Source organism: Reyranella sp. (genome assembly GCF_004297265.1).
Classification (GTDB): Bacteria; Pseudomonadota; Alphaproteobacteria; order Reyranellales; family Reyranellaceae; genus Reyranella.
On record NZ_SCUT01000007.1, the window covers coordinates 34,370 to 50,333 of the forward strand.

Annotated in this window: 16 protein-coding genes; 10 read left to right on the plus strand and 6 right to left on the minus strand. The window is 66.4% G+C overall.

Annotated features, from left to right (window positions below; all coding sequences use genetic code 11):
- Nucleotides 1-58: 58 nt before the first annotated feature.
- The 10 genes from EPO41_RS01925 to EPO41_RS01970 are packed head-to-tail and all read left to right on the plus strand — an operon-like array spanning nucleotide 59 to nucleotide 9,710.
- A complete protein-coding gene (locus tag EPO41_RS01925; protein WP_296319681.1) occupies nucleotides 59-1,066 on the plus strand; it encodes a BMP family ABC transporter substrate-binding protein in 1,008 nt (335 codons plus the stop codon).
- Entirely contained in the window at nucleotides 1,063-2,589 is a 1,527-nt protein-coding gene (locus EPO41_RS01930) for an ABC transporter ATP-binding protein (RefSeq protein ID WP_296320047.1), read from the plus strand. Before EPO41_RS01925 ends, EPO41_RS01930 begins: the two co-directional genes overlap by 4 nt.
- Nucleotides 2,586-3,683, plus strand: coding sequence for an ABC transporter permease (locus EPO41_RS01935; protein WP_296319685.1), 1,098 nt, complete (start codon nucleotides 2,586-2,588; stop codon nucleotides 3,681-3,683). Before EPO41_RS01930 ends, EPO41_RS01935 begins: the two co-directional genes overlap by 4 nt.
- 1 nt (nucleotide 3,684) lies before the next feature.
- Complete coding sequence (locus EPO41_RS01940; protein ID WP_296319687.1) at nucleotides 3,685-4,605, plus strand: ABC transporter permease; 921 nt, start codon at nucleotides 3,685-3,687, stop codon at nucleotides 4,603-4,605.
- Nucleotide 4,606: 1 nt separating this feature from the next.
- The gene (locus EPO41_RS01945) at nucleotides 4,607-4,996 is read left to right on the plus strand and encodes a cytidine deaminase (protein ID WP_296319691.1); all 390 of its coding nucleotides are present in this window, start codon (nucleotides 4,607-4,609) and stop codon (nucleotides 4,994-4,996) included.
- 2 nt (nucleotides 4,997-4,998) lie between these two features.
- Entirely contained in the window at nucleotides 4,999-5,790 is a 792-nt protein-coding gene (locus tag EPO41_RS01950; protein WP_296319693.1) for a purine-nucleoside phosphorylase, read from the plus strand.
- A 2-nt stretch (nucleotides 5,791-5,792) separates the two neighbouring features.
- Entirely contained in the window at nucleotides 5,793-7,115 is a 1,323-nt protein-coding gene (gene deoA, locus EPO41_RS01955) for a thymidine phosphorylase (protein WP_296319694.1), read from the plus strand.
- Entirely contained in the window at nucleotides 7,112-7,903 is a 792-nt protein-coding gene (locus EPO41_RS01960) for a phytanoyl-CoA dioxygenase family protein (RefSeq protein WP_296319696.1), read from the plus strand. The genes deoA and EPO41_RS01960 overlap by 4 nt, the downstream gene beginning before the upstream one ends.
- Nucleotides 7,900-8,859, plus strand: a complete 960-nt coding sequence (gene add / locus EPO41_RS01965) for an adenosine deaminase (protein WP_296319698.1) — start codon at nucleotides 7,900-7,902, stop codon at nucleotides 8,857-8,859. Before EPO41_RS01960 ends, add begins: the two co-directional genes overlap by 4 nt.
- On the plus strand, nucleotides 8,856-9,710 hold the full coding sequence (locus EPO41_RS01970; protein ID WP_296319699.1) for an HAD family acid phosphatase: 855 nt from the start codon (nucleotides 8,856-8,858) through the stop codon (nucleotides 9,708-9,710). The genes add and EPO41_RS01970 overlap by 4 nt, the downstream gene beginning before the upstream one ends.
- 102 nt (nucleotides 9,711-9,812) lie before the next feature.
- Here the strand turns inward: EPO41_RS01970 and ugpC are convergent, their stop codons facing one another.
- The 6 genes from ugpC to EPO41_RS02000 all read right to left on the minus strand — a co-directional run bounded on the left by ugpC (nucleotide 9,813) and on the right by EPO41_RS02000 (nucleotide 15,955).
- Nucleotides 9,813-10,904, minus strand: a complete 1,092-nt coding sequence (gene ugpC, locus EPO41_RS01975) for a sn-glycerol-3-phosphate ABC transporter ATP-binding protein UgpC (RefSeq protein ID WP_296319701.1) — start codon at nucleotides 10,902-10,904, stop codon at nucleotides 9,813-9,815.
- 6 nt (nucleotides 10,905-10,910) lie between these two features.
- Nucleotides 10,911-11,762, minus strand: coding sequence for a carbohydrate ABC transporter permease (locus EPO41_RS01980; protein WP_296319703.1), 852 nt, complete (start codon nucleotides 11,760-11,762; stop codon nucleotides 10,911-10,913).
- Nucleotides 11,763-11,778: 16 nt separating this feature from the next.
- On the minus strand, nucleotides 11,779-12,708 hold the full coding sequence (locus tag EPO41_RS01985; protein WP_296319705.1) for a sugar ABC transporter permease: 930 nt from the start codon (nucleotides 12,706-12,708) through the stop codon (nucleotides 11,779-11,781).
- Nucleotides 12,709-12,733: 25 nt separating this feature from the next.
- Nucleotides 12,734-14,059 carry an extracellular solute-binding protein gene (locus tag EPO41_RS01990; RefSeq protein WP_296319707.1) on the minus strand — a complete coding sequence of 442 codons (1,326 nt, stop codon included), beginning with the start codon at nucleotides 14,057-14,059 and terminating at the stop codon, nucleotides 12,734-12,736.
- Nucleotides 14,060-14,188: 129 nt separating this feature from the next.
- Nucleotides 14,189-14,671, minus strand: a complete 483-nt coding sequence (locus tag EPO41_RS01995; protein ID WP_296319709.1) for a Dps family protein — start codon at nucleotides 14,669-14,671, stop codon at nucleotides 14,189-14,191.
- 66 nt (nucleotides 14,672-14,737) lie between these two features.
- The gene (locus tag EPO41_RS02000; RefSeq protein WP_296319711.1) at nucleotides 14,738-15,955 is read right to left on the minus strand and encodes an adenylate/guanylate cyclase domain-containing protein; all 1,218 of its coding nucleotides are present in this window, start codon (nucleotides 15,953-15,955) and stop codon (nucleotides 14,738-14,740) included.
- Nucleotides 15,956-15,964: the final 9 nt, after the last annotated feature.

Consider the following 15,964-nt stretch of genomic DNA (forward strand, 5'->3'; position numbering starts at 1 on the left):
TCACCTAGACCGGGGGCGCGGCCCGGTCCAAACTCTCGCCAGCAACATGGGAATCGCAATGAAACGCTGGGTTGGCTCCCTGATCTCCGTGCTGGCGGCCGTCGGCCTCGGCGCTCTCGCGCAGGCACAGACCGTCGCCGTGAAGCCGGCCGTCGTCTTCAGCACCGGCGGCAAGTTCGACAAATCCTTCAACGAGGGAGTCTGGCAGGGCGCCGAGCGCTTCAGGAAGGAGACGAACATCGCCGTCGCGGAGTTCGAGCCCAGCAACGAGACCCAGTTCGAGCAGGCGTTGCGTCGCTTCGCCCAGCGCGGCCAGGATCCGATCATCGCGGTCGGCTTTGCGCAGGCGGTCGCTCTCGACAAGGTCGCCCGGGAATTCCCCAACATCCACTTCACCGTGATCGACAGCGTGGTGGACCTGCCCAACGTCCAGTCGGTCGTGTTCAAGGAGCAGGAAGGCTCCTTCCTCGTCGGCGTGCTGGCGGCAATGGCCTCGAAGACCGGAAAGATCGGCTTCGTGGGCGGCATGGACATCCCGCTGGTACGCCGCTTCCAGTGCGGCTTCGAGCAGGGCATCAAATACGCCAGTCCCAATGCCGAGCTGATCACCAACATGACCGGCACGACGCCCGCCGCCTGGAACGATCCGGGCCGCGGCGCCGAGCTGGCCAAGGGCCAGTTCGATCGCGGCGTGGACGTCGTCTATGCCGCCGCCGGCAGCACCGGCCTGGGCATCCTCCAGGCGGCCAAGGACCGCGGCAAGCTGGGCATCGGGGTCGACTCCAACCAGAACCACCTGCATCCCGGCAACATGCTGACCTCGATGCTGAAGCGCGTCGATCTCGCGGCCTACGACAGCTTCAACGCCGCCCGGAACAAGGAGTGGAAGGGGGGCGTACAGGTGCTGGGCCTCAAGGAAGGCGGCGTCGACTGGGCGCTCGACAAGGACAACGAAAAGCTCATCACGCCGCAGATGAAAGCCGCGGTCGAGGCGGCCAAAGCCGGCATCATCTCCGGCCAGATCGTCGTCCACGACTATATGAGCAACAATTCGTGCAAGAGCTGACGGCCGACGCTGCCATCGAGCTTCGGCGAATCGACAAGTCGTTCGGCAGCGTGCACGCAGTGCGCGGTGCGTCGCTTCGGGTGGAACGAGGCAGCATCACCGGCATCGTCGGCGAGAACGGCGCCGGCAAGTCGACCCTGATGAGCATCCTCTACGGACTCCATCGTGCCGATGCCGGTGAGATCCTGATCGATGGACGTCCGGTCGAGATGGCGAGCCCGCGCGACGCCATCGACCACGGCATCGGCATGGTCCACCAGCATTTCATGCTGATCGACAGCTTCACCGTGCTGGAGAACCTGATCCTGGGGGCCGAAGGCGGGGCGTTGCTGGCCGGCGGACTGGCGGCGGCTCGGGCCGAACTGGCGCGGCTCGCCGGTGAATACGGACTGGCCGTCGATCCCGATGCGCGCGTCGCCGACCTGTCGGTGGGCGAACAGCAGCGGGTCGAGATCCTCAAGGTGCTGCTTCGCGGCGCTCGCATCCTCGTCCTGGACGAGCCCAGTGCCGTGCTCACGCCGCAGGAGACCGACCGGCTGATGCAGATCCTGCGCCTGCTGCGCGACCGCGGCGTCACGGTCGTGCTGATCACGCATAAGCTGCGCGAGATCCTGGCGGTGACGGACAAGGTGATCGTCATGCGCCGCGGCGAGGTGGTGGCGGAGCGGCGGACGACGGAGACCGGGGCCGAGGAACTCGCTGAACTGATGGTCGGCCGCAAGGTGCGCTTCGATCTCGACAAGGCGCCGGCACGGAAAGGCGAGACGATGCTGGCAGCGCGGCACCTGTCGCTGGTCGACGGCCGCGGCGTCCGCCTGCTCGACGACATCTCACTCGAGGTGAGGGCGGGGGAGATCGTGGGCATCGCCGGCGTTTCCGGCAATGGCCAGACCGAACTGCTGCAGGTCCTCTCCGGCATCCGGCCGCCGACCGGCGGCGAGATGGAAGTGTGCCGGCGCAAGGTCGATGCTGCCCATCCCGTCGACCCGGCCGAGATGCGGGATCTCGGGGTGGCCCATGTGCCGGAAGACCGGTTGCGGCAGGGACTCGTGCCGGCCTTCCTCGCCTCCGAGACCTCGATCCTCGGCTATCAGGATCGAGAGCCGTTCTGCCACAACTACCTCATGGACGGTCCGGCCGTCGGCAAGTATTGCTCCGATCTCATGGAGCGCTTCGACGTGCGGCCGCGCACACCGGGCCTGCGCTCGGCGAACTTCTCCGGCGGCAACCAGCAGAAGCTGATCCTGGCGCGCGAGATGGCGCGCAATCCCAGGGTGCTGCTGGTCGGGCAGCCGACGCGCGGCGTCGACATCGGCGCCATCGAGTTCATCCGCCGCGAGCTGGTCAAGAGCCGCGACGCGGGCTGCGCGGTGCTGGTCGTGTCGGTCGAACTGGAAGAGATCCTGTCGCTGGCCGACCGCATCCTGGTGATGTTTGGCGGGCGCATCGTGGGCGAGGTCGCGGCCGGCGAGGCGGACGAGCGCGCGCTGGGCCTGATGATGGCGGGCGCACGGGCGGCATGAGCGCGTCGCGCCGTCCGCTGCCCGGCTGGGTCGAGATCGGCCTGCTGCCGCTGGCTAACATCGCGATGGCGTTTCTCCTTGTCGGGCTGATCGTGGCGGTCATCGGCGTCGATCCGTTCCACGCCCTGAAGCTGCTGGTCCTGGGCGCCGTGGGCTCCTCCGAGTCGATCGGCTACACGCTCTACTACGCCACCAACTTCATTTTCACCGGCCTCGCCGTCGCGGTGGCCTTCCATGCTGGCCTGTTCAACATCGGCGGTGAAGGGCAGGCCTATATCGGCGGGTTGGGCTGTGGTCTCGCCGTGCTGGCGCTCGATGGCCTCCTGCCGGGGCTGCTGATGGTCCCGCTTGCCATCCTTGCCTCTGCGGCCTTCGGCGCGGCCTGGGCCGCCATTCCCGCCTGGATGCAGGCGTGGCGCGGCAGCCACATCGTCATCACCACCATCATGTTCAACTTCGTGGCCTCGGCCCTGATGGTCTATCTGATGGTCAACGTGCTGATCGCGCCGGGGTCGATGACGCCGCAGAGCCGCGGCTTCGCGGCCTCCGCTTCGGTGCCGTCGATGCAGGCCGCGCTGCAGTGGATCGGCATCGCCGTCGCGCCGTCGGCGCTCAACCTGTCGCTGCTGCTGGCGCTTCTGGCTTGCGTCGGAGTCTGGATCTTCCTGTGGCATACGCCCTGGGGCTACGGGCTGCGCACCATGGGGCAGAATCCGGAAGCGGCCCTCTATGCCGGCACCAACCTGAAGCGCGCGACCATGCTGGCCATGTGCCTGTCCGGCGCGCTGGCCGGCGGCGTCGCGGTCAACGAGCTGCTGGGCGTTCACCACCGGCTCGTCCTCGACTTCGCGGCCGGCTATGGCTTCACCGGCATCGCGGTGGCGCTGATGGGGAGGGGCCATCCGCTGGGCATCGTGCTGGCGGCGCTGCTGTTCGGCGCGTTGCAGCAGGGCGGAGCTGAACTGAACTTCGAGATTCCCAAGATCACCCGCGAGATGGTGGTGGTGATCCAGGGTCTGGTGATCCTGTTTTCGGGTGCGCTCGTCCATCTGCCGCGGCCGTGGCTGCAGGCGCTGTTCGCGCGAAGAGGTTGACGTGGAGGAGGCGCTCACCCTCGTCATCGCGACGCTCGCCGCCACCCTGCGGGTTGCGACGCCGCTGGTCCTCTGCGCCATGGGCGGGTTGTTCTCCGAGAAGAGCGGCATCATCGATGTCGGGCTCGAGGGCAAGATGCTGATGGCGGCTTTCTTCGCCGCGGCCACGGCGTCGTTGACCGGTTCCGCCTGGGCCGGGGTCGGCGCTGCGATCCTCGCCGCCGAGGTGCTGGCGCTCCTGCACGGCTTCGCCTGCATTACCCATCGCGGCAACCAGGTCGTGAGCGGTATCGCGATCAACATCCTGGCCATGGGCCTCACCGTGGTGCTGGGCACGGCGTGGTTCGGACGGGGCGGCCAGACGCCGCCGCTGGCCGGGACGGAGCGCCTCAACCCGATCTTCTTCCCGGTCGCCGGCGACAACATCCTGGTTTATGTCGCGCTTCTCTCCGTGCCCTTTGCCTGGTGGGTGATCGAGCGCACGCGCTTCGGCCTCAGGCTGCGCGCCGTGGGCGAGGTGCCGCTGGCGGTCGATGCCGCCGGTATCTCGGTGTCGTGGCTGCGCTACCGCGCGGTGCTGATCTGCGGCTTGTTCGCCGGCCTGGCCGGCGCCTACCTGTCGATCGCGCAGAATGCCGGGTTCAGCCGCGACATGACCGCAGGGCAAGGCTTCATCGCCCTGGCGGCCATCATCTTCGGGCGCTGGCGGCCGGTTCCGGCGTTCGGCGCCTGCCTCGCCTTCGGCCTGCTCGATGCGATCGCCATCCGCCTGCAGGGCGTGAAGCTGCCTCATGTCGGCGAAGTCCCGGTGCAACTGATCCAGGCTTTGCCCTATCTTCTGACCCTATTCCTGTTGGCCGGCTTCATCGGCCGCACCGTCGCGCCGAAGGCGGCCGGCGTGCCCTACGAGAAGGAGCATTGAGATGAACGACCTTCTCCACCTGGCGCAGCGGATGATGCTGCGCGCCCATGCGCCTTATTCGAAGTTCCATGTCGGCGCCGCCCTGCGCGCCGAGGACGGCTCCATCCATGGCGGCTGCAACGTCGAGAACGCGGCCTATCCGCAGGGGCTCTGTGCGGAGGCGGGCGCCATCGCCGCTCTCATCGCCTCGGGCAACAAGCGCATCCTGGAATGCGTCGTGGTCGGTCCCGGTCCTGAAGTCATCACACCCTGCGGCGGTTGCCGGCAGAAGCTGCGCGAGTTCGCGGGAGACGACGTGCCGGTCCATCTCTGCGGCCCCGACGGGCTGCATCGCACGATGACCTTGGGGCAGCTCCTGCCGATGTCCTTCGGCCCGCAGCATTTCGCCTGACCGTGAACGACGTTCTCGAGCGCGCCGCCCCGGGCTTTAGGCCGAAGGTCGCCTTGATCCTCGGCTCGGGCCTCGGCGGCTTCGTCGAGGAGGTGGCGGAAGTCGCGGCCATTCCCTATGCCGACCTGCCGGGCTTTCCGCGGCCGACCGTCGGCGGGCATGCGGGGCGGCTGGTGCTGGGCCATGTCGGTTCGACGCCTGTCGCCGTGCTGCAGGGCCGCGCGCACTATTACGAACGCGGCAAGGCCGACGAGATGAAGGGGGCCATCGAGGCCCTGGCCGGACTGGGTTGCGAGACCCTGCTGCAGACCAATGCGGCCGGCAGCCTGCGCCTCGACATGCCGCCGGGGTCGGTGATGGCGATCAGCGATCACATCAATATCGCCGGCATCAATCCGCTGTTCGGCGTGGCAACGGGCGATCGCCGTTTCGTCGACATGGTCGATGCCTACGATCCGACATTGCGGTCGAAGCTGCTGGAAGCGGCGAAGGCCGCGAACGTGGTGTGCCACGAGGGCGTCTACATCTTCTTCAGCGGGCCGAGCTTTGAGACGCCGGCCGAGATCCGCGCGGCGCGCGTGCTGGGCGCGGACGCCGTCGGTATGTCGACGGCTCCCGAGACCATCCTGGCGCGCCATGCCGGCCTCAAGGTCGCGGCCCTGTCGCTGGTGACGAACTATGCCGCGGGCCTCGTGCCCGGTGCGCTCGCCCATGAGCAGACCCTCTCGGTGGCGGCCGCGGCGGGCGACAAGGTGCGGCTCGTTCTGCGCACCTTCCTCGAACGCTGCGCCTGAGCATGCTGCCCCAGGAAATCATCCGCCGGAAGCGCGACGGGCACGAACTCTCCGCCGAAGAGATCGCCTTCGTCGTGCGCGGCATCCGCGACGGCAGTTTGAGCGAGGGCCAGGTCGCGGCCTTTGCAATGACCGTGTTCTTCCGCGGCATGAGCGTGCCGGAGAGGGTTGCGCTGACGCTCGGCCTCGCGCGTTCGGGCATCATGCTCGACTGGCGCGACCTCGCCCTGCCGGGCCCGGTGATCGACAAGCATTCGAGCGGCGGCGTCGGCGACAAGGTGAGCCTGATGCTGGCGCCCATCGTGGCCGCCTGCGGCGCCTTCGTGCCGATGATTTCCGGTCGCGGACTCGGCCATACCGGAGGCACGCTCGACAAGCTCTCATCGATCTCCGGCTACGACGTACAGCCCGACATCGACACGTTCCGCCGCGTCGTGCGCGAGGTCGGCTGCGCCGTGATCGGCCAGACCGACGATCTCGCGCCGGCCGACCGGCGCCTCTATGCAACCCGCGACGTCACCGGCAGCGTAGAATCGATCCCGCTGCTGGTGAGTTCGATCCTCAGCAAGAAGGTCGCCGAGGGGCTGGACGGGCTTGTGATGGATGTGAAGTGCGGTTCCGGCGCCTTCTGCGACACCGAGGAGATGGCGCGCGATCTCGCCCAAAGCCTGGTCGATGTCGCCAACCGCGCCGGCCTGCCGACGGTGGCGCTGATCACCGACATGGACCGGGTGCTGGGCCGCGACGTCGGCAATGCGCTCGAAGTCGCGGAGACCGTCGCCTATCTCACAGGGAGCGGCGTGTGCGAGCCGCGCCTGCACGAGGTCACGATGGCGCTGGCCGGCGAGATGCTGGCGCTGGGCGGACTGGCGGCGGACGCCGGCGAGGGCCGGGCCAGGGCCGAGAGCGCGCTGGCCGACGGTCGCGCCGCCGAGACCTTCGCCCGCATGGTCTCGGCACTGGGTGGCCCTGACGATTTCCTCGAACACAGTGCCCGCTATCTCGGCCATGCCCCGGTGGTGAAAGCCTGTACGGCCGAGCGATCCGGCCATGTCGCCGGCATGGACGCCCGCCAGGTGGGTATCGCCGTCGTCGAACTGGGCGGCGGTCGCCGTCATGCCGACGACGCCATCGATGCATCGGTCGGCCTCACCGAATTCGTCGATGTCGGCCGGCGGATCCGGAGCGGCGAACCGCTCTGCCTCGTGCATGCCGCCAGCGAGGCCGACGCCGACGCGGCGATCGCCTTGATCCGCCGCGCCGTCCGCATCGAGGAGCACGCGCCGCCCGAAAGGCCGGCGATCCTCGAACGGGTCGCGCTGTGATCGACCTCGACGCCTACGCGCGCGATGGCTTTGCGGTCCTGCCGGATTTCGTCCCGATCGAGGAGTGCGAAGCCCTCAAGACGCGCGCTGCCGAACTCGCGGCGGGCTTCGACCCGGGCGCCGCGCCCACGGTTTTCTCGACCGCCGATCAGGCCCATGCAAGCGACCGCTACTTTCGCGAGTCGGGCGGCGCCATCCGCTTCTTCGTCGAGGCCGAGGCGTCGGACCGGCTGAACAAGATCGGCCATGCGCTGCACGATCTCGATCCGGTGTTCGACCGCTTCTCGCGCCAGCCGCGGCTGGCGGCGCTGGCTGGCGAACTCGGTCTCGAAGCGCCACTGCTGCTGCAGTCGATGTACCTGTTCAAGCACGCGCATGTCGGCGCCGAGGTCGCCTGGCATCAGGACGCGACCTTCCTGCGCACCGAGCCGCCCAGCGTCACGGGCTTCTGGATCGCCCTTGACGATGCCGACCGCGACAATGGCTGCCTGGTCGCCCTTCCGGGCGCCCATCGCGGGCCGTTGCGGCAGTGGTTCGGCTATCGGGACGGTGAACTGGTCAGCCGGACGCTCGACGCCACGCCCTGGCCGGAGGTCGAGCCGGTCGCGCTGGAAGTCCGGCGTGGCACCCTGATCGTCCTGCATGGACTCCTGCCGCATGCCAGCATGCCCAACCGCTCGCCGCGGCCGCGTCATGCCTACACCTTGCACCTGATCGACGGTCGGGCCGATTATCCGAAGGACAACTGGCTGCAACGACCCGACCTGCCGCTCCGAGGATTTGCGTGATTCCCAAGGCCGAAATCCACTGCCATCTCGAAGGCTCGATTCCGCCGAAGCTGGCCGTCGAATTGGCCGAACGAAACGGCCTCATCCTGCCGCCCAACCTGTTTGACGAGAAGGGGCATTACGCCTGGAAGGACTTCTGGAGTTTCCTCGACTCCTACGACCGCGTCTGCACCGCCCTCAAGAAGGCGCGCGACTTCCGCGACGTGATCTACAGCTACCTCGCCGGGGCGGCGCGCGAGGGCGCGGTCTATGTCGAGATGTTCTGCTCGCCCGAGCGGCCGGCCGCGCTCGGCATCTCCTACACAAGCTGGCTCGAGGCGCTGGCGCAGGGCATCGACGACGCGCGCCGCGAGTTCGGTATCGTCGGTCGCATCATCATCATCTGCATCCGCCATCTCGGACCGGAGCGGGCCGAAGCGATGGTCCGCGCCATGCTGGCCGAGCCGCATCCCTATGTCGTGGGCTTCGGCATGGGCGGCGACGAGGCCAAGTTCGCGCCCGTCGACTTCGCGCCGGCCTACCGTCTCGCGCACGACAACGGCTATGGCTGCACCGTCCATGCCGGCGAGGTCGTGGGGCCGGAGAGCGTATGGGCCGCGATCCGCGACCTGCCGGTGACGCGCATCGGCCATGGCGTGCGCTCGGCCGACGATCCGGCGTTGATGGAGGAGCTGGCGCGGCGCGGCGTCGTCCTGGAGGTCTGTCCGGGCAGCAACGTGGCCCTGGGCCTCTATCCCGACCGGGCCTCGCATCCGCTGCATCGGCTGATCGCGGCAGGCGTCAGGGTCACGCTGAACTCCGACGATCCACCCTTCTTCCACACCACGCTCGGCGCCGAATACGATCTGGCCGGGCTCGACGAGGGACAATTGGCGGCGATCGCGCGCACCACGATCGAGGCCTCCTTTGCCGACGAGGCGACCAGGCGGCAACTGCTGGAGAGGATATCGCCATGACCGCACGCACCTCCCTGATCCTTGGTCTTCTGCTCGCCGTCCTCTCCGGGGGCGCGGTCCGTGCCCAGGATGTCCCGCCAGCGCACGACATGCTGCTGGCGAACCTGTGGATCCAGCGTTCCGTCGAATACAAGGCCAATGCGCTCACCGTGTATGCCCTGGCGCGCCTGCGGCTCGACGAAGCGCTGGCCGACCGGAGCTGGACGGCGGCGCCGGGCGAGCAGAAAGGCGACTTCCAGAACCTGCCGCCGGCGGTCGTTCTCGATGTCGACGAGACGGTGCTCGACAATTCCAAGTACGAGGTCTGGCTGATGCGGGCGGACCAGAGCTTCAGCACGAAGACCTGGAACCAGTTCTGCGCGGCCCGGATTTCGGCTGCGATCCCGGGTGCCGTCGAGTTCACGAAGTACGCCGAGTCGAAGGGCGTGAAGGTCTTCTACGTCACCAACCGCGGCGCCGAGACCGAGACGGATACGCGCGAGAACATGCAGAAGCTCGGCTTTGCCATGGGTGGAAACGTCGACACGTTCCTGATGCAGGGCGAGAAGCCCGAATGGGCCGGCGCCAAGAGCACGCGCCGCGCGGCGATCGCGAAGGACTATCGCGTCCTGCTGAACATCGGCGACAACCTGGGCGACTTCGACGACCGCTATCGCAGCAGCGAGGCCGACCGGATCAAGGCATTCGAGGCCGGCATGCCCTATTGGGGCAAGCAGTGGCTGATGCTGGCCAACCCGACCTATGGTTCGTTCGACACGTCGCCCTACGGTCACGACTTCAAGAAGCCGCGCGAGGAGCAGCGCAAGGCGAAGTGGGACGTGCTGGAGTCGTGGAGCGGGCCGACGCCGTAGGCGGGCAAGCGTCCTCATCGGAGCGCGCCACTCCAGTGGCGCTCAAGCGCCGTCGGTCAGCAAGGTATGAGCGCAACTGGAGTTGCGCGCTCCCTTGACCACTCAGATCGCCGCCTCGGTCTCCGCGTCGAACAGGTGCAGGCGTTCGGGCTTCAGCGACAGGCGCAGCCGGTCGTTGCTGCGGATGCGCATCGTGGGCTCGACGCTGGCGACGACGGTTGCCGGACCGACCCGCGTGTCGAGCAGGATCTCGGAGCCGAGCTGCTCCACGACCTCGACGGTGGCATCGAAGCAAAACTCGGGTGAATCCCTGTCGGTCGCGATGTGAACGTCCTCCGGCCGGATGCCGAGCGTGACGGCACGGCCGGCCCGGGTGCGGGCCCGGGCGGCCAGTGAGCCGGGCAAGGTGAGGCGCAGGCCGGGCGCCTCGGCGATGACGGTGCCGTTGTTCTCGCCGAGCGTCGCCTCGATGAAGTTCATGGCCGGGGAGCCGATGAAGCCCGCCACGAAGCGGTTGGCCGGCGTGTTGTAGAGTTCGAGCGGGTCGCCGACCTGCTGGACCCAGCCGTCCTTCATCACCACCACGCGGTCGCCCAGCGTCATCGCCTCGACCTGGTCGTGCGTGACGTAGATCGCGGTGGTGCCCAGCCGCTCGTGCAGCTTCTTCAGCTCCACCCGCATCTGCACGCGCAGCTTGGCGTCGAGGTTGGAGAGCGGCTCGTCGAACAGGAAGACCTTGGGATCGCGCACGATCGCCCGGCCCAGCGCGACCCTCTGGCGCTGGCCTCCGGAAAGTTGCCGCGGCTTGCGCTCCAGCAGGTTCTCGATGCCGAGGATGGCGGCGGCGCGCTTGATCCGGGTCTCGATCTCCGGTTTGGCGAATTTCCGCATCTTCAGTCCGAAGGCCATGTTGCCGGCCACGCTCATGTGCGGATAGAGCGCATAGTTCTGGAAGACCATGGCGATGTCGCGGTCCATCGGTGGGACCTCGTTCACCACCGAATCATCGATCAGGATCTGCCCCGAGCTGATGGCCTCGAGCCCGGCCACCATGCGCAGGGTCGTGGTCTTGCCGCAGCCCGAGGGGCCGACCAGGACGACGAACTCCTTGTCGCGGATTTCCAGGTCGACGTCCTTCACCACATGGGTGACGTCGAACATCTTGTTGAGCTTGCGGATACTGACCTCGGCCATGATGCGCTACCCCTTGACCGAGCCGGTGAGGCCCGAGACGTAATGTTCGACGAAGAATGAATAGACGATCGCAACCGGGATCGAGCCCAGCAGGGCGCCGGCCATCAGCGGCCCCCAGAAGAACACGTCGCCACGGATCAGCTCTGACGTGACGCCGACGGGAACGGTCTTCTGGTCCGGCGAGGACAGGAAGACGAGGGCGTAGATGAACTCGTTCCACGAGAGCGTGAAGGCGATGATTCCCGACGACAGGATGCCGGGCACCGCGACCGGGATGACGATGTAGAGCATCGCCTTCCAGCGCGAGGCGCCGTCGATCCGCGCGCACTCCTCCAGCTCCTTCGGGATGGCCTTGAAGTAGCCCATCATCAGCCAGGTACAGAAGGGGATCAGGAAAGTCGGGTAGGTGAGGATCAGCGACCACGGCGTGTCGCCGAGCTGGAAGTTGCGGATGATCTCCGCCAGCGGAATGAACAGCAGAGTCTGCGGCACCAGGTAGGTGATGAAGATCGCGGTGCCGAGGCCTCCGGCATAGGGGAAGTTGAGGCGGGCCAGCGCATAGCCCGCCAGCACGCCGCAGAACAGCGAGATCACCGTCGACACCAGTGCGATGAACATGGTGTTGAACATCCAGCGCATGAAGCTGGTCTCTTCGAACAGATAGAGGATGTGCTCGATCGTCGGGTTGTTGGTCCAGAACGGCATGTAGTTCGGCGCGTTCCAGGGCAGGTAGAGTTCGCCGTCGGGCCGGAAGGTCGTCACGATCATCCAGTAGAACGGGAACAGCAGCACGAAGACGAACAGGATCAACGGAATGTTGTAGAAGACCCATCGTCTCCAGAGGGCGCCCTCGATCATCAGCGGGTCTCCCGGCTCATCTGGTTTCCACCCTGCGGATGTAGAGAAGCTGGACCACGACGATGACGAAGAGGAAAGGGAACATCGCGAGCGAGATCGCGGCGCCCTCCGACAGCAGTCCGGTGCCGATGCCGAGCTGATAGGCATAGGTGGCGAAGAGATGGGTGGCGTTGGCCGGACCGCCGCCGGTCATGACGTAGACCAGCTGGAAGTCGGCAAAGGTCTGGATGACCGAGAACAGCACCACGACGAGGGTGACGGGCATCAGCAGTGGCCAGGTCACGTGCCAGAAGCGCGCCCACGGACGGGCGCCATCGATCGCCGCGGCCTCGTGCAGCTCGGGGCTGATGGTCTGCAGGCCGGCCAGCAGGGTAATTGCGAAGAAGGGGACGCCGCGCCAGATGTTGATGACGATGATCGACGTCATGGCGAGGTCGGGATCGCCCAGCCAGTTGATGCGGGTGGTGATGAAACCGAGCTGGAACAGCGTCCAGTTGATGACGCTGAAGGTCGGGTCGAACATCCACTTCCAGGCGAAGGTCGAGAGCACCGTGGGAATGATGAAGGGCAGCAGGATGAAGGCGCGAACGATCGCCTTGCCCTTGAAATGCCGGTTGAGCAGGATCGCCAGCCACAGGCCCAGCGCCAGCTTGAACACGGTCGTCACCCCCGTGTACCAGAAGGTGTTCCACACCGTCGTGCGGAAGATGCTGTCGTCCCAGATCTTGTGGAAGTTCTTCAGTCCGACGAAATGGCCGGGATCGCCGACGCGCGTGCTGCTGAGCGACAGCAGCACGCCTTCGAAGAAGGGATAGGCGATGAACAGGCCGAGCAGGACCGCGGTCGGGGTCAGGAGCGCCATCGCAAGCCAGCGCTCGTCCTCGAGCCTGCGCAAGCGCGGGGAGAGGCGTTTGCTCTCCGCCGCCGAAAGTGCCGTCACGGCCATGGAAGGTTACCTCGAGCGCGGTTGTTCAGCTTGAGACGTAGACCTTCTTCAGTTCGGCTTCGGCCCACTTCACCGCTTCCTCGGCGGGCATGCCCTGGACAGCCTTCGCGTACATGTCGGTGACGATGTACTTCGAGAGGACCTCCTGGGCCTTGGCGTCCGGCGGCCCGGCGTTGCCGATGGCCTGGCCGAGACGGGCCGCCACCTTGAACGGCGCCATGACGGGATCGACGTCCCACAGCTTGTCGGTTTCCCATTTGGCGGTGCATGGCGTCGCGAAGCCCTTCTGTGATTCGAAGAACTTCCTGTAGTTCGCCTCGGCGTGGATCCATTTGAGGAACGCCTTCGAAGCATCCTGGTTCTTGGAGTACTTCATCAGCATGTTCGACTGCAGCAGATGGAAGCCGAACTGTCCCGCCGGGCCCTTGGGCAGGGGCGCATGCAGGATGTCCTTGTTCATCGGCAGGCCCTTTTCCGTCTTATATTGATCGGGCTTGCGCAGGGTCTCGATATAGATCGAGGCGCCGTTCAGGGTGGCCGAGATGGTCTGCGACAGGAACGCCCGGTTGTTGTTGGTGTCGTCCCAGGCGAGGCCGCCTTCGTCCATGCCCTCCTTCCACAGGGCCTGCATGAACTTCACCGACTCGACGGTCTCCTTGCTGTTGATAACCACCTTGCCGCCGGCGTCGATTTCCTTGCCACCCCACGACCAGAGGTAGGGGTAGGTGAAGCCCGGTGCGTCGCCGAATGTATGACCCAGGGTCTGGCCGAACGGACGGCCCTTGGCCTTCAGTTTCTTGGCGGCATCGCGATAGCCTTCCCAGGTGTCGGGGAAGGCGGTTACGCCGACTTCCTCGAACCAGGACTTGCGGTAGGCGATCATGCCGCCGATCACGGCCCACGGCATGCCCATGTACATCTTGCCGTTGCTGCAGATCGCCTTTGCGTACGGGAAGATGCCGCCTTCGCGCTTGCCGACTTCCTCGGCGATCTCACTGACGTCGACGACGCTGTTGGCGTAAAGGTGGGTGTAGCTGTTGAACGACATGATCAGGTCGGCCCCGGCCCCCGACTGGATGCCAGCCGTGATCCGCGGTTGCAGGTCGTTGCCGTTCACCGTCTCGAGATTGATCTTGATGCCCAGCGCTTTCTCGGCCTCGGGCATCATCTCCTTTTTCAGGAGCGCATCGGTCGCCGGCACGAAGTCGACCCACTTCAGCCAATGAACCGTTCTCTGCTGGGCAAAGGCCGGCATGCGGCCCGTTGCCAGAATAGCGGCCATGCCGCCCATGGACGCAGCGGCAGCGCCGCCGGCAAGCTTAAGCACGCTACGACGCTTGGTCTTGGCCATGTTGTCCTCCCAGGACTGCCGCCTCATTGGACGGCTTTGTATTGCGGACATCGTAGGCATCCGGGAGGACGTGGCGCAAGCCGGGATACGGAATTTTTACAGGCGGGATTTAATATCGCCTGTCGAATCTTATTCAAGAAGCGAACGCAGCATCCAGGCCGACTGCTCGTGCACCGTCAGGCGCTGGGTCAGCAGATCGGCGGTCGGCTCGTCGCCGGCCTTGTCGGCCACCGGGAAGATGCCGCGCGCGGTGCGCGCCACCGCCTCGTGGCCGGTGACGAGGATGCTGACCATCTCGAGCGCCTTCGGCGGCTTGGCCGGTGCGTCGGCCAGCGAGCTCAGCCTGCCGAACTGGCCGTAGGAGCCGGGAGCGGGATAGCCCAGAGAGCGGATGCGCTCGGCGATCGGATCGACCGCGTTCCAGAGCTCGGTGTACTGGGTCATGAACATCGTGTGGAGCGACGTGAACATCGGCCCCGTGACGTTCCAGTGGAAATTGTGCGTCGTGAGATAAAGCGTGTAGGTGTCGGCCAGCAAGTGGCTCAGACCCTCGGCGATCTTCTTACGGTCCACTTCCTTGATGCCGATCGAGATGGCGGGTGACTTGGCCATGGGCTGCTCCTCTGAAATCAGGCGCGAACGTAGCAGTGCCTGCGATATCGGCAAGCATACCAAAGATCAGAGAAGCCCGGGATCGATGGTGAACAGGTCCTGCGCCCTGCCGACGCCGCGCAGCGCGAAGCGGCCGACGGAGACCAGACGGGCGCGTTCCTCTGCGGGAAGAGCCTCGGCGAAGGTCGACGAGATGAGAACCGGCCGGTCGACCGAGCGGCACATCGAGGCGATGCGGCTGGTCTCGTTGACCGCGGGCCCCACGACCGTGAAGTCGAGACGGTCGAAGCTGCCGATGTTGCCGTAGAAGACCTCGCCGATATGCAGGCCGATATAGACGTTGGTGATCGGATGCTCCTCGGCCTGGCGGCGCTCGTTCAGCTCCTTCGTGCGGGCCCGCAGGTTTTCCTCGGCGCGAAGCGCGCACCGGCAGGCCTCGGCCGCGTCGTCGGCGCGGAAGACCGCCAGTGTGCCGTCGCCGATCAGTTTCAGCACGTCCCCGCCGGCCTCGTGGATCGAGGTGATCACCGCCTCGGCATAGTCGTTCAGCAGCGGGATGATCTCGCTGGGCTTCGCAGTGTCGGTGATGGCGGTGAAGCTGCGCAGGTCGGAGAACCAGAGGGCGGCTTCGACCCGATCGGCGACGCCGCGCTGGATGCTGCCCTCCAGCACGCGCCGGCCGGCATCGCGTCCCAGGTAAACCTGGACCAGCGTGTCGGCGACGCGTGCCAGCGCGGCGCTTTTGATGGCAAGCGCCAGCGCCGGCACCAGGCGGCGCAGCGCGACGATGTTGGCGTCGCTGAAGCCCTCGGAATGGCGTGTCGACCACGCCGAATAGACGCCGTCCATGTCGCCGATCTTGGTGTTCCCGGCAAAGCGATGGATGAAGACGATGTAGTCGGTGTGACCGGCGTCCTTCATTTCCTGGATGATGGGGAAGTCCGGCTCTTCGCCGAAGCCGATGCGGCGGCGCAGTTCTTCTCCGCCGGTTTCCAGCAGATGAAAGAATGGGCTGCGTTGCCAGGATTCGGCGGCGGGTCCGCCCTGGTCGGTGCGGGCATAGTCTGTAGCCGCCTCTTCCTCGATGGAATCGTCGCTCCAGCGGTAGATCCGCCCCTCGTGGACCGGGTGCAGCGTGTCGATGAAGGACAGGGCGCGTGACACCATCAGCCCGGCCTCGCGGCACTTCTCGCAGAATTCACGCAGCAACTCGGCCTCGTCGAGACCGTCGAGGCCACGGCGAAGGAGCCAGTCGAGAAGAATGTCGGTGTCGAGGAGGGTCATGGGGCTATT